This is a genomic window from Candidatus Methanomethylophilaceae archaeon, from assembly GCA_017524805.1.
GTDB lineage: Archaea > Thermoplasmatota > Thermoplasmata > Methanomassiliicoccales > Methanomethylophilaceae > Methanoprimaticola.
In genome coordinates, this window is the sequence record JAFXUX010000023.1 from 1 (window position 1) to 14,555 (window position 14,555).

Here is a 14,555-nt window from a genome sequence, read left to right on the forward strand (position 1 = left end):
CTCGGACAATGCTGACGACGATCCGTAGCTCAGGCAGTTGATGGTGTTGAGGTATCCGATGGCCTGGCCTACGGACATCTCCCTTCTCCCCGATTCCCTTATCTCCGCACAGAGCTCGCATTTCAGGATGAGGGCCACGAATCTGATCAGCGAGCGCCCCATCATCGTGTGCTTGTCCGGGGTGCGATGCCTCCTGTCCTCCGATTTGCTGAAGTCGAAAGCCTGCTCGGTCAGCCTCCTGGCGTCGTACGCAGTCATCATCGTGGCCGGAGCGATGTACGACGTCCGCGACGGCATGGTGGAGTTCCTGGAAGGGCGATCCCCCGTCGATCGATTGTCAGAGCCTCAGCCGGATCAGCTTCGCCCTGAAGTCCCTGTCCACGACCTTCATGGCTATCCTGGTGTAGAACCCTGTCCTTTTCCTTAGCATCACCCTCGCATCGGTGAAGAACGGCCTGCATTCGAGATATTCCGTCCCCGTCTTTTCGCAGAACGCGTGGGCGTCGTCCACCGCGAAATACATGGCCGCAGACTGGTTGCCCGTCTTCTTCACGTACTTGGCGGCATATCTCAGCCCGTCCGTGGTAGTCGCGTCGAATACGAGCTCCGCCCCTGGGAAGGCTTCCTTCATCCTCCCGATGACGTCCAGGATCTGCTCTTCATGGAAATACTGGAACACCCCCAGGACGAGGATCATCACCGGCAGGGACTTGTCGACCTCGTCGGCCCACTTCATGTCGAACAGGTCGCCAGCGATCAGGGTCTCCTTGTCCGACGGCGGCAGCAGCTCCCTCCTCAGCCCTATGATCTCCGGGAGGTCCATGTCGTAGAAATGCGCATCCAAGTCAGACAACCTAAGGTAAGCAGTCTCCAATCCTGCGCCGAGATGCACGATGGCGCTCCTTCCGTTCCTTCTGACGAAATCCCTCTCCATGGCATCAGTGTTGTAGTACCTGGCCACGGATGCCAGCAGGGCATACTCCGACGAGCCCTTGGTCACCCCTTCGGGTATCCTGTCCTTCAGCTTCAGGGCGGCGTCGTCCCTGAAGTAATCCGGGAAGCGCTCCGTCGAGTAGATCCTCGCGGCCAGGGGGATGTACAAGGTATCGGGCACGCCATCCGTCATTCGGTCGCCCCCTTGAATCTGACCTCTGCGAAGGTCATGGATTCTTTCCTAAGGCAGCGCTTGAAGAACCACTTGTAGAAGAACGGCAGCGCCTCGTATTCCGGGGGCATCTCGTTCATCACGTCCACCGATTCCACCGTATCCGAGAAGGCGGCGACCTCCTTCCTGGCGTCCTCCATGCTGAAGGGCATCCAGGCTCCCTTGTTTCCCGTCTTCACGACCGCCTTGTTCGACTTCGCCAGCATCCTGGCGTTCTCGTAGTCGAAGACCATGGTCGCCCCCGGGAAACGCCTGCCCATGGCGTCTACGAGCCTCTTCACGTCGTCCGGCTCGAAATAGAACAGGACGCCCAGGCTCATGACGAAAACCTTGTCCCCGGGATTGAATCCGATCTCGTCCATCCAGGTATGGTCGTTGGCATCCTTCCCGATATCGATCTCCCGGTCCTTCGGATCGAACAGCTTCCGCCTGAACTCCATGACCTCGGGGAAGTCGATGTTGACCATCCTGCACTCCCCGTTGTCGATATGGTCGAATATGGTGTCCAAACCGCATCCGAGGTTGACGAGGATGCCCTTCGGATTCCGGGCCAGGAACTCCTTCGCCTTCCTTTCAGCCACGTCCTGCCTCATGCCGTACACGAACTGGGGCCCCTTCCCCATGTCCGACTGCTCTATGTCGTAGTCTATGCGGTCGATGATCTCCTTCGCCGTCGTGTCCTTGAACAGCTGCGGATACATCCGGTTCGCCTTGTACCTCCCGTACAGCGGGAGCATCAGGGTCTCCTGGGGGGTCCCCCTCTTTATCGTCACCTTTTCCTTCATGCGCCTCTGCCTCCTATGTTCCAGTTTCCGGAACCTGACTGCAATCTGACCATGTTGGCGAACGTCCCGTCCCGCTGACGCAGCTCCTCGGGGCTTCCCTGTTCCACGACGCTTCCCCCCTTCAACACGACGATCTTGTCAGCTTCCATGACCGTTCTCATGCGGTGGGCGATGATGATCACGGTCTTATCGGAGATGAGCTCGGAAAGAGCCTGCTGCACCCTGCTCTCGGACTCGGTATCCAAGGACGCGGTGGCCTCATCCATGATTATTATGGGTGCATCCTTCAAGATGGCCCTGGCGATGGATATCCTCTGCCTCTCCCCTCCGGACAGCTTCCCTCCGTTCTCGCCTATCACGGTGCCATACCCTTCCGACAGCCTGGACACGAAATCGTCGCACTGAGCTTTCCTGGCGGCCTCCATGACCTCCTCGTCGGTGGCGCCTTTCCTTCCGATCCGGATGTTCTCCATCACGCTTGTGTTGAACAATACCACGTCCTGGAAGACGATTGAGAACTTCGACATCAGCGATTCCGGATCCACGGTGGAGATGTCGATGCCCCCGAGGGTTATCTTTCCTGAATCTATATCCCAGAATCTGGTGCATAGCCTGGCCACCGTAGATTTGCCCTCGCCCGAGGGTCCCACGAGCGCCGTCACCTGACCCTGCTTCGCGGTGAAGGAGACGTCCTTCAGAACCTTGTGTCCCCCGACGTAGGAAAATCCAACATGGTCGAAAACTATGTCGTAGCCATCAGTGGAGAAGTCCGTGTTCCCACCCTGCAGAGGCATGTCGTTGATCTCCTGTATGCGCTCGCAGTTCACATGCGTGGACAGCGTGGCGGCCAGAAACATCAGCGAGGTGTCTATGGGGGCGTATATGCGGGAGACGATGACGACGGCGGCGATCAACATAATGAGCGGGAGCTCCCCGTTGATGAACAGGATGGATCCGAGGACGGCGGTGGTCGCCATTCCGAGCTTCAGCAGCAGCTGTGCGGAGACCACGAACAGGGCGCAGATGTACTCGTACCTGAATTCCGCGCTTTCCACTCCGTCGAGCTCCTTGTTCAGACGCTTCATATAGGTCGCCTGGGCGTCGTTGGCCTTGAGGTCGTCGGAGCACTCCAGAGATTCCTGGATCATCTCGGTGACGGCCTCCATGCGTTCGAACTTTACCCTGTTGTACTTCTTCTGTATCCTTCCGGACATCACCACGATGGCGAAGGCTATCGGTATGGGCCATACTATGGCGAGACCGATCAGAGGAGACCATATGAGAGTCATCAGCCCGATCACAGGCGTGAATATGAGCGAGGCGACAAGGGCCGGCACCCAGTGGGAGAGCATCGACTCCTGCATCGCCACGTCGCCCATCACCCTCACGCTCAGGTCGGTAGGGTCCTTCTTGGAGAAGAACGACAGCGGAAGCTTCCTCATCCTCTCGGCCAGACCCAGGCGGACACGCGTGCTTTCCTGATAGGTGTCGAAGAAGCAGCGGTTGTACTCGTACCTGTACGCGATTCCCACGCACAGCAGGAGAAGCGCAAGCAGCCCCGCGTAGATCCACAGGTTCAGGTCGTAGTCGTATTCGTTGTCGCCTACGATGTCGGCTATGAACATGATCGTCAGCATCATCGGGATCATGAGCACGACATCCACTATCACGGACGCCCTTACCGCGCCTTTCAAATTCTTCCATCCGGTCTCCGAGAGCGCGTACCTCCTCTTGAGGGCCTGCGAAAGGGTCATACGGCAGCCCCCTTGACCTTCCAGGACAACGCCTTCTGATAATCGTCCCACATCGTCCTGTACCTTCCGTCCATGTCCATGAGATCGGAATGCCGACCGGATTCGACGATGGAGCCGCCGTCCATGACGCATATCACGTCCGCGTTTATCACGGTGGTCAGACGGTGCGCTATGAGCAGCACGGTGCGTCCGCGGGCCAATTCCTCGAAGGCCTTCTGGATGAGGTGCTCGTTCTCGGGATCGGCGAAGGCGGTTGCCTCGTCCATGATGATTATAGGGGAGTCCCTGAGGATCGCCCTGGCGATGGCCACCCTCTGGACCTCTCCGCCCGAGAGATAGACGCCGCCCGGACCTATGAGGGTGTCCAGCCCGTCGGGGAGCTTCGCGATTATGTCTGAGCACTGCGCCGATTCCAAGGCCTTGCTCACCTCGTCGACGGACGCGTCAGGCCTGCCCAGTCTGACGTTGTCCATCAACGTGCCCTTTATCAGATGGTTGTGCTGGAACACGAAGCATTCCATTCCGCGCAAGGTCTTCGTGGAGATGTTCCTGAGGTCCTTGCCGCCCAGGGACACGGTCCCGCCCTGCGGGTCCCAGAATCTGGACGCCAGCCCGGCGACAGTGGATTTGCCGCTTCCGGACGCCCCTACGAGGGCCGTCACGGTGCCGTGCCTCATCTCAAGGGTGAAATCTTTCACGGCAGGAGGCGCATCGGGGGAGTAGGAGAACGTGACGTGCTCGAACCTGAGGGTGCAGTCCTCGGGCTCTTCGGGGGCTGCGGCCTCGGGAAGAGGCTGCATCGCGAGCACTCCGTTTATCCTGGAGAGCGCGTCATCCACCCTGTACGTCTGGTCGGACGTGAACATGATCCTCATCATCAGCGTGGATATCAGGGGCGTGAAAATCACGTAGAACACAATGGCGGCGACGAGGGAGTTGTTGACGCTCCCGTTCTCCAGGAATTCGATGATCACGACGGCCGCCGCCACCACGAACGTCATGCATCCGTTGATGAGCGTGAAGAACTCCGTCATTGGCCTGCGTGCCAACTCCGTGTAATTCTGGCAGTACTCCGCCCACCGGTCGACGGAATCCTTCAGGCTCTGGAATGACTCCACGGTCTGCTGGAAGATCTTGACGACGGATATGCCGCGGATATATTCCACGGTCTGGTTGCTCACGTCGGCCATCGAATTCTGCCACATGGCCATGCTCTCCTGCATGGCGCTCTTCCCCATCATGGACATGGAGACGTACGTTCCGAGGACGACGGGAATCATCGCCGCGATTCCCAGCCTCCAGTCGAACACGAGAAGCAGCGCGACGATGGCGAAAGGCAGCACCTTGGAGCCCGCCAGATCAGGCTGGTTGTGGGCTATGAACTCGTGGGTGGATTCGACGGAGTCCTGTATGACCCTGCGTATCCTGCCAGTGCCGTCCTCGTCTAAAGCCCCGGGCGGAAGGGTCAGCACATGGCCCACCAATGCCTTCTTCATGTTCTTCGATATACGGAATGCGGCCAGATGCGAAACCATCAGCGCCGCGATGTATACCAGGACGGAGGCCACGGCGGTCCCCAGAGCCATCAGTCCGTTGAACACCATGATGTCGGTGGTGCCGTCCAGGGCGTCGCGAACCACGAGCCAGATGAAATAGAAAGGAATGACCGACAGAATCGCGCTGAGACCTGAAAGCACAAGAGACGCGGTGATGAAGCCGTGCCGGCCCTCGGCGTATTTCTCGAATTCCGCTATGCGATTGGATTTATGTCTCTTTTTCATTGTTCCATCTCTGCTGTCATTTAGAGAACGGGGACACCGAACGTATGGGTTCGACGTTGGGAATGCCCCTCGAGTTGACCGATATCTCCGCCTCTACGCCGTAGACGACGCGAAGCATGTCCTCGGTGACCGTCACCGCCGGAGTGCCGGAGGAATACACCTCGCCCTGGTTCATAACGACGATACGGTCCGAGAATCTGGACGCGAAATTGAGATCGTGAAGGATCATGACGCAGGTTATGCCCCTGTCGTCGCATTCCGCACGCATGATCTGGAAGATGTCCAGCTCGCGGCGGAGGTCGAGGTTGTTCGTGGGCTCGTCGAGGATGATGAAGTCGGGTTCAGACACGAGGCACTGGGCGATGGCCACCATCTGCCTCTGCCCACCCGACAGATTCCCCATGTCCTTCTCCGCCAGTTCGTCTATGCCCAGCTTCTCCAACGGCCTGTATGCGATGTCGATGTCCTCCCCCGTGACCTTGAGGCCGAGCTCGTCCGCCCTTCCCAGAAGCATGTATTCGAGAACCGATAGGTCCCTGATCGGAGGCGAGTCTTGGGCCAGATAGCTCATCGAGGGCTTTCCCTCCCCGCCGGCGAATCTGACGGTTCCGCCTGCGGGCTTGAGTACGCCGGCTATGCATTTGGCGAGAGTGGATTTGCCTGCCCCGTTGGGGCCTAGGATGCCGTTGATGCCAGGCATGAACTCTGCGTCTATTCCCTTGAGGACCTCGAAGGAACCGTATGAGAAACGAAGCGAGGATACGGTCAGGCTCATCCGATCACCGACCTCTTCCTCAAAATGAGGTATACGAAGAACGGCACGCCAATGAGCGAAGTGACGACGCCGATGGGCAGGACGGAGGTGAATGGAAGGATCTTGCATATGATCGAGGCGCCTAGGACCATCGCCGCTCCGCATAGCGCCGACATCGGAAGGAAGAACCTCTGATCCTCTCCCACCAGCATCCTGGCTACATGCGGGCCTACAAGTCCGACGAAACCGATCGTCCCCGTGAAGCTGACGGCCGTGGCGGTAAGGACGGATACGCCCAGAATCACGTTGCGTCTCAAACGGGCAACGTTGATTCCCATGGAGCTTACTTTGGCGTCCCCGAGCTTGAGGGACGTGAGCTTCCAGATGTTTATTGCAAAGAATAACGTGCATATGACGATCACCGCTGCAAGGAGCAGTATGTCCTCGTAGCTGGAGTCCCGGCCTATGCTTCCGAACATCCAGAACATTATGCCTGTGGCCGCGTCCTTGCTGGTAAGGGCCTGCACGAGGCTGACAAGGGATTGGAAGAAGAACAGCATCGCGACCCCTATGAGTATAGTCGTAGTCGGGCCGGCGGACCTCCGACTAGCCACCGTGGAAACGACGAGGCATACCAGCATCGCGAACGCGAAGGCCAAAACGATGGTGGAATAGCTTCCAAGAATCCCTGCGCCGATGCCATAGGCGATGGAAAGGGCTGCGCCGAAAGACGCCGCGGCGGATATCCCGAGGGTGTAAGGCTCGGACAGGGGATTGTTCAGGACCGTCTGCATCTCCGCCCCGGCCACTCCGAGCGCGATTCCCGCCAAGAGCCCGAAGCAGCTCTCAGGCAGACGGTAGTAATGCATTATGTTGTAGACGCTGCGAGGCACCGATTCAGAGTCGAAAAGCGCCCGGATGCCTACATCTGGGCCGGCAGAAAGATTTACAAGCATGTTGACGAAGAAGACCGCGACCACGATGCCCAAGGATATGCCTAGGAACAGTGCCCTTCTCTTGTTCAGATGCCGGTACACGGCGCGTCCTGCGGCCTCCTCCGTCCGGATCATGCCATCACATAGCCGAAGTATCCGCTGAACTTCCAAGGCAGGACCGTTCCCAGATCCGTCTCCAGCTGAGCCAGTTCCGCATCGGAGACGAGGCCCTTGTCGATTATGTTCGCCATCTGATATGCGGTGTAGAGGCTAGACACGCTGTGCCTGAGCTCCCCGTATACGAGAGCCACATGCTTGTCCTTGACCGCGTCGAGATCGCTCCATCCGTCGCGGGAGGTGTACTGCGAAAGGGTGGAGGCGGCTTTGGAGTCGTCCTTCTTCGTGAAGAATCCCATGCACTGGTCGCCGGAATAATACGAGGTGTCGACTATGAAAATCCAGTCCGGATCGGCAATCGTCATCTTCTCGATGTTGTACTCCATGTCGACCGGCACGCCAGAAAGAACGTTGGTTCCGAGAAGATCCACCTCGGGAACGCCCATGTTTATGACGCTTCCATATGCGGACGCGGTTACGCCGGGAATCTCGTAGTAGATTCTGACGCTCTTGTCATGAGACGCGAGCTTGGACTTGAGAACGGCAAGCTTCTCGTTATGGAAGGCGACGATGGCATTGCAGCGGGCGTCCTTCTGGAGGATCTTGCCCATGGACCCGTAGTTGGGTTCTGCGACGATCTCCGTCAGGCCGTTGGTGTAGAACATCGTGTTGAACACCGGGACCCCCGAATTGGAGAACAGCTTGTAGAATCCTTCCAGGCCGGTGATCCATGCCATGGTCGCACCGGGAAGAACCACCAAGTCCGGATCGGTATCGAGGATCTTCTCCGCCACAGCGTTGGGGTTCGATCCCATGGAAGTGAACAAATCAGGGCATTTAGGCAGCTTGGAGAGGTTTGGCCAGGTATCATAGATGTATTTTCCGAGCGACGCGTCCCTGGAAGAGATATCGCCGGGCATCATGCAGACGTGGTCGGCCCATCCTTCCCCCCAACAGGATGCGAAGAACTCGACAGTCGATATGTCTGTAAGCGCGACCTTATCGATCTTGTGCTTCACGGTCACGTCCGAACCAAGGGCGTCCTTCACCGTTATAGGCTGGTCGAGGGCCGTACGGTCGTCGTTATGGCTGGATCCGCCGGAGAATGCCAAGTAGATCCCTGCGCCGCATATTACGACTGCGATTGCCGCGATGACGGCTATTAGCTTAGTGTCTATGGAACCACCATGTTTAGGAATACCTAAACATATTTAATTGTTTAGGATTGCCTAAATATATTTAATAATGGCAAATTTTAAAATCAAAAATAAGCAAAGCGAGAGGTTCATAGAGTTCTCCAATGATATCATCCTATCATCTTTGGGGGGCTGATGAATATGAAGGATCAGAAGATGGTGGCTTTGCTGTCAGCCATGGGCAAGGATGCCATGAGCGCCGATGACATCATGGATTCCATGGGCCTCAACAGCAGGTCATACTTCCTGAAGAACTACATTCGTCCGGCCTTGGAATCGGGATTGGTGACGATGACGGGTCCGGATCATCCTCGCAGCCGGAACCAAAAATATCGCAAGACTATAGTCTGATGTCTGGATCGGGCCCAGAATTCCGCTGCGGTTCCTGTCGCACAGCAGTATATCGCCGGAGGATTGAGTGCGCTTTTCTAAGCGGGGCTGTAGCCATGTTTATATCGTCCGGAAACGGTTATCGCAGAAATGAGGGCATCAGCGCGCTTTAACGCATATCGTAGCTCTGACTACGTTGTTCGTCGTCAGATTACATATAAATATGGAATTAGGCATGACTGATGATAAATTTCGAACCGTTTTTTACGGAATTCGTAGAGATAGGTGAACCAACATGGCAGCAGAGAAGAAGGACTACAAGGATTTGACCCCCGAAGAGAGGCTGGAGAGAGCTCAGAAGCCCGGAAAGGACGCCCTGAAGATGCATCCTTACTACGGCGGAAAGATCGAAGTGGTCCCCAAGGCATGCGTCAGGAATTTCGACGATTTCGCGATCTGGTATTCTCCCGGAGTGGCTGAGCCCTGCAAGGACATCGCCAAGAACCCCGATATGGTGTATGAGCACACTTGGAAGTGGAACACCGTAGCCGTGGTATCTGACGGAACCCGCGTTTTGGGTCTGGGCGACATCGGCCCCGAAGCCGCCATGCCCGTCATGGAAGGCAAGGGAATGCTGTTCAAGTACCTCGGAGGAGTCGATTGCGTCCCGATATGCCTGGACACCAAGGATCCCGACAAGATCATCGAGACCGTGAGGCTCATCGCGCCTTCCTTCGGCGGAATAAACCTCGAGGACATCTCCAACCCCAAGTGCTTCGACATTTTGGACGAGCTCAGGAGGGACTGCAAGATCCCCGTCTGGCACGATGACCAGCAGGGAACCGCCACCGTCGAGGTCGCCGGAGCGATCAACGCCATGAAGCTCGTCGGAAAGAAGCTCGAGGAGTCCCGCATCACCGTCATCGGAGCCGGAGCGGCCTCCATAGCCATCGCCAGGCTTATGCTTGCCACCGGATTCAAGCCCGAGAACATGTGCATGTGCGATTCCAAGGGAATTCTGAACCTCGAGAGGAAGGATGTCGAGGGCAGCTTCAGGCAGAAGTGGGAGATATGCAAGAAGACCAACGGAGCCGGCAAGACCGGAGGCATGAAGGAAGCGTTCAAGGACGCCGATATCGTCATCGCCGCATCCAAGCCCGGGCCCGGGACGATCCCGCCGGAATACGTCGATCTCATGGCCGATGACCCGATCATCTTCGCCACCGCCAACCCCGTGCCCGAGATCTGGCCTTGGGAGGCCAAGGAGCACGGATGCAAGGTGTTCGCCACCGGAAGGTCCGACTTCCCCAACCAGGTCAACAACTCCATGGGATTCCCCGCGATCTTCCGCGGTGTGCTCGACGTGAGGGCCAAGACCATCACCGACGAGATGTGCATCGCCGCCGCCAAATCCCTGGCCAAGACCGCCGAGGAGAAGGGAATCTCCGAGGATTACATCGTGCCGACCATGTCCGAGACCAACGCCTTCATCGAGGAAGCGGTTGCGGTCGGATTGAAGGCCCAGGAGCAGGGAGTCGCCAGGCTCAAGCTCTCCGCCCAGGAGCTCCGCGACAGGGCAGAGTTCATGATCACCAGATCCAGATCACTCACCGCCAAGATGATGGCCGACGGGTACATCAAGGAATACAAGGAGTGATCCCGGGGCCATGCCCCTCCCCGGGTTTCCGGGGGCTGCAAACTTTTTGCTTATCCATCTTATTGTTATATATCGGATAACCCATCACACGGACCGATTAAGATGAGGCTTTTCACAGTCGGACCCGTAATGATGTACCCAGATATCCTTGAGGGATCGGGCAAGCAGCTTCCTTACTTCAGGACCAGCCAGTTCTCCGAGATCATGCTGGAATCCGAATCCATCCTGAAAGGGCTGCTCGGAGCCGGGGAAGGTTCGAGGGTCGCGTTCCTCACGGCATCCGGGACCGGGGCCATGGAAGCGTCCGTGGCAGGGTTCTTCGGGCGCACGGACCGCCTTCTGATAATCCGCGGGGGTGGGTTCGGAAAGCGCTTCTGCGAGATCTGCGACGCCCACGGCATACCTCACGACGACGTCGAACTTCCGTTCGGGAAAGCCTTGACCGAAAGCGATCTGGCTCGGTTCGCTGGGACGGAATATTCCGGAATGCTCGTCAACATGGATGAGACCTCGACCGGCCAGCTGTACGACATAAAGATGCTGTCGGCATTCTGCAGGCGCAAAGGGATGTACCTGATCGTCGACGCCATAAGCGCATTCCTGGCCGATCCCATCGACATGGAGAAGGATGGAATCGATGCCATCATAATCAGCTCCCAGAAGGCCCTCTCCTTGGCTCCAGGCATATCCGCGGTGGTCATGAGGCGCGGCATTTACGAGGAGAAGCTTCTTCCCAGGGACTCCGGCCTTTATTATCTGGATCTCAAACGCCACATTCTGGATCAGGAGCGCGGCCAGACGCCCTTCACCCCCGCCGTCGGGATTCTCTTGGATCTCAACGCGATGCTCAGGAAGGTCGCCAAGGAAGGCTTGGAGGCTAAGATAAAGCGCACAGCCGATCTCGCGGCGTATTTCAGGAAGGGGGCATCCGAGATGGGCATCCCGATGCCGGATTACCCGCTTTCCAATGCTGTGACTCCGATACTGTTCGACGGCAATGCGTACGATGTGTTTCTGAAGCTCAGGGACGAATACGACATCACCCTGACGCCCAGCGGCGGAGACCTCCGCGGGAAGATTCTGCGCGTGGGGCACATCGGGAATCTGTCGGAAGAGGACTATGACGTTCTGTTCGACGCTCTGAAGGAAGTTCTGGGCAAGCGAGGGTGCCTCGCCTCTTCCTCTCGCTTACGAAATCGATGTAGGCGCCGCAAGGGAAGCCTCCGGCGCCTTTGCGGCCCCCCTCCGGCGGCGGGGTCATGTAATCGCCGAACATGTGTTCCAGCATATGGTCCCACTCCTGCGGGAGCGGTATTTCGGTGTCTTCGAACGCGTGCATTACTGGCTTCCCGTAATCCTCTTTCTTGAAGATGTAATCCTTGAATTCGGTAGAATGGATCGTGGTGAGCCCGCACTTTTCGCCGGCGGTCATCCGCGCCAGCTTCGAGAAAGATTCGTGGGTCCATCTCAGGCGCCTATGGATTGCCGGAGATTTCACGCGGTCCAATGCGTATATCGAAATGTTATCCCCCCAGATCATGGCGTCGGTCAGAATCCGCCTGGCCTTCCCTGATGGGTAATACGATATAGGGAAGATGTCTATGAACGGCGCATCCCTGTTTATCAGGCCTTCTTCTCCTTTCTCAAGCGAGATCACGTGCGGATGGTTGTCCGCGGAGGGGATGTGGTAGTAATAATCAGAGGGATCCAAACCCTCGGACAGAGCGCGATTGACCTCTGGAATATCCTTCTCCCATACGACCAGATCTATATCGTCGTCCCATGGGATGAAGCCGCTGTGCCTCACAGCCCCCAGCGCCGTCCCGAAATGGCAGTAGAACTCTATACCGTTCCGCTCCAGAACTCTCTTGACGTCTTTGTACATCGAAAGGAGAGCGGCTTGGGTCTCGTTCATCAGCATTCCTCCGGGGTCCGACAACGATCTCTTGGTTTAGTATTGTTCCGTCGGTTCCGATCGCATCGCACAATTCCCGGCCAGGAACGTCGTAAGGATTTGATGCAAATGATACATTATTGTCGCCTTCTAATCTGTTCCCGATGGCACCGGCACAATCATAAAGGATGCGGCGAAGATGCTGAACAGGAACTGCCCAAAGACGATAACTGCCTTCAAATAATCCAAAAGGAGTAAAACTCACGCAATCCATTCGTTTCACAGGAAATTCAGCCTTTGCAAGAAGAGGCGTCGATTATGCCGCTCCAATGCAGATTCGACAGGCCAGACGATATTCTTGAGGACGAGGAGCAGAACATGTATGCATATGCGATGTGATAATGGCCTGTGTGCAGATTTTGCGCCTTTGATTTCGCTAATTGCACCTCCTTATCGATGGCAAATGCTTCACACACGTTTTGGGTTGGAACCGTTAATTGCGAAAAAACTATTTTCTGCAAATAACGAAAATCATAATTGCGTAAATTCAATTTTTCGCAATTAAGAAGAAGGCAGACTCATTCGAAAGAAATGATAAAAATCGTAATCATTCGAGTCATTCCATCATATGGCTGTCAGCCCATGACCTTGGCGGCTATTTTCCTGAGGCCATCCGGCATTATCGAAAGGAGGATTTTTTTGTCCTCTTCCTTGGAGAAGCGGAGGACAGCGAATGCGTAGGCCAAGAATACGGCGGCGAAGAGAGGGATTATTGCGGTCCACGTTCCAGGGATCGAGACTGCCTGGGAGAGTGCCCACAATCCTCCCATGCAAAGGGCCATGACGCAATACCCTTCGGCAATCGGCGCCAGATAGAGCCTCAGCGGAGCCCCCATCATCCTGGCGGCGAGAGGTATTGCCGAGAAAGTGAATCCCAGAGTGCATACCAGCCATATCGTTATCACTCCGTCGATCCCCATGCCGGTGAAGCTCAGTAGGGCCGCCGTAACGGCGATGTTCAGGAAGCCGAAGGCGAACGTCGGCAGGGTCAGCTCTTTCACCTTGAGATATATCACGGGCACGTCCTGGAGCACGGTGTAAGCGCATACCGCTATGTCCCCGGCCAAAGATATGGCGACCGCCGCCGACAGATATCCGAACTCATCCCCGACCCAAGCGTGCAGCACCTGCGGGGCGAAAACGATGATGAGCGCCAGCGGCATTGCCATCATCAGCGAGACGAATTTCATCGAGACTGATGTCAGTCTTTTCAGCCCGTCGATGTCTCCGTCGGAGTAGCACGCATAAACCAGCGGCTCCAAAGAGGCGGTTATCGAGTAGCAGGCGGTGTGGATCATGGATACCAACGAAGCTATTATCGCCACGCCGGCGTCTGCCTCCGATCCCAGATATACGTTCGTCAGGATCAGCGACGCTTCTATGTACAACAGGTTGCCGACGCGGTTTATTATCGCCCACGCGCCGAGGTTGCCCATGGTCCTGAACAGCTTCCTGTCGTAGAGCTCCGGCGAGAGCTTCATCTTCGGGTATTGGCGTTTGGCGGTGACGTACACCAGAAGGAGCAGCAGCAGCGAGGAGCCGATGTATGATGCTCCGACATGGGCCAGGGACGGCTCGAAGAATCCGAACATGAACAGGATCAAGGCGACCTGGGAGACAGTGTAGATGAGCCTGGCACCGTACCACACGTACAGGGTGTTGAATGCGGAGTACACGCCGAAGAATACGGAGGGGATCGCAGATATTAGCGAGGCGGCCAGCACCATCACGAACAGGGCTTGGACATCCCGGACCGTGCTCCCGCTTATGTCTATGGCGTAAGGCACTGCGACAGATATCAGGATGATCACAGGGAGCAGGATCAGGCATATCCTCAGGATTCCGAACAGGGCCGTGGATATGGATTTCGAGGCGTCATCCGTCTTCCTGATGGCGAGCGTTATGTAGCGGGAATTGGCAGTCCCCAGCGAGTCGGTCAGTATCATCACGTAAGAGGTCACGGTGGTGGCGACGGGGATTATCCCGTAGGCGGCCACTCCCAGCGAATCCACGTAGAACGGTATGAGCCAGATTCCCACCAGAGCCATGACCGCGGTGCGGATGACGTTGGTGACCATGTTCAAAGGGGTCTTTTCCAGTGAGAATCCGTTGAAAGCCATCGATCCA

The 14,555-nt window shown here is 56.8% G+C and carries 12 protein-coding genes; 3 read left to right on the forward strand and 9 right to left on the reverse strand.

Annotated elements, in window-relative coordinates:
* The 8 genes from IKP20_04565 to IKP20_04600 all read right to left on the reverse strand — a co-directional run.
* On the reverse strand, window positions 1–297 hold a 297-nt coding region (locus tag IKP20_04565; GenBank protein MBR4504225.1), incomplete at its 3' end, for a hypothetical protein.
* Window positions 298–337: 40 nt separating this feature from the next.
* On the reverse strand, window positions 338–1,126 hold the full coding sequence (locus IKP20_04570) for a class I SAM-dependent methyltransferase (GenBank protein ID MBR4504226.1): 789 nt from the start codon (window positions 1,124–1,126) through the stop codon (window positions 338–340).
* Complete coding sequence (locus IKP20_04575; GenBank protein ID MBR4504227.1) at window positions 1,123–1,950, reverse strand: class I SAM-dependent methyltransferase; 828 nt, start codon at window positions 1,948–1,950, stop codon at window positions 1,123–1,125. The genes IKP20_04570 and IKP20_04575 overlap by 4 nt, the downstream gene beginning before the upstream one ends.
* The gene (locus tag IKP20_04580; protein MBR4504228.1) at window positions 1,947–3,704 is read right to left on the reverse strand and encodes an ABC transporter ATP-binding protein; all 1,758 of its coding nucleotides are present in this window, start codon (window positions 3,702–3,704) and stop codon (window positions 1,947–1,949) included. The genes IKP20_04575 and IKP20_04580 overlap by 4 nt, the downstream gene beginning before the upstream one ends.
* Window positions 3,701–5,485 (reverse strand): ABC transporter ATP-binding protein, encoded by a 1,785-nt coding sequence (locus IKP20_04585; protein MBR4504229.1) that lies wholly within the window; start codon window positions 5,483–5,485, stop codon window positions 3,701–3,703. Before IKP20_04585 ends, IKP20_04580 begins: the two co-directional genes overlap by 4 nt.
* 16 nt (window positions 5,486–5,501) lie before the next feature.
* The gene (locus IKP20_04590; GenBank protein MBR4504230.1) at window positions 5,502–6,260 is read right to left on the reverse strand and encodes an ABC transporter ATP-binding protein; all 759 of its coding nucleotides are present in this window, start codon (window positions 6,258–6,260) and stop codon (window positions 5,502–5,504) included.
* Window positions 6,257–7,309 carry an iron ABC transporter permease gene (locus IKP20_04595; GenBank protein ID MBR4504231.1) on the reverse strand — a complete coding sequence of 351 codons (1,053 nt, stop codon included), beginning with the start codon at window positions 7,307–7,309 and terminating at the stop codon, window positions 6,257–6,259. Before IKP20_04595 ends, IKP20_04590 begins: the two co-directional genes overlap by 4 nt.
* The gene (locus tag IKP20_04600) at window positions 7,306–8,403 is read right to left on the reverse strand and encodes an ABC transporter substrate-binding protein (GenBank protein MBR4504232.1); all 1,098 of its coding nucleotides are present in this window, start codon (window positions 8,401–8,403) and stop codon (window positions 7,306–7,308) included. Before IKP20_04600 ends, IKP20_04595 begins: the two co-directional genes overlap by 4 nt.
* Window positions 8,404–8,622: 219 nt before the next feature.
* Between IKP20_04600 and IKP20_04605 the strand changes: the two genes are divergently transcribed.
* The 3 genes from IKP20_04605 to IKP20_04615 all read left to right on the forward strand — a co-directional run bounded on the left by IKP20_04605 (window position 8,623) and on the right by IKP20_04615 (window position 11,842).
* A complete protein-coding gene (locus IKP20_04605; GenBank protein MBR4504233.1) occupies window positions 8,623–8,838 on the forward strand; it encodes a hypothetical protein in 216 nt (71 codons plus the stop codon).
* A 274-nt stretch (window positions 8,839–9,112) separates the two neighbouring features.
* A complete protein-coding gene (locus IKP20_04610) occupies window positions 9,113–10,474 on the forward strand; it encodes an NADP-dependent malic enzyme (GenBank protein MBR4504234.1) in 1,362 nt (453 codons plus the stop codon).
* Between the two features lie 102 nt (window positions 10,475–10,576).
* Entirely contained in the window at window positions 10,577–11,842 is a 1,266-nt protein-coding gene (locus IKP20_04615; GenBank protein ID MBR4504235.1) for an alanine--glyoxylate aminotransferase family protein, read from the forward strand.
* A 1,161-nt stretch (window positions 11,843–13,003) separates the two neighbouring features.
* Here IKP20_04615 and IKP20_04620 read toward each other — a convergent pair.
* The gene (locus IKP20_04620; protein ID MBR4504236.1) at window positions 13,004–14,548 is read right to left on the reverse strand and encodes a hypothetical protein; all 1,545 of its coding nucleotides are present in this window, start codon (window positions 14,546–14,548) and stop codon (window positions 13,004–13,006) included.
* Window positions 14,549–14,555 lie beyond the last annotated feature (7 nt).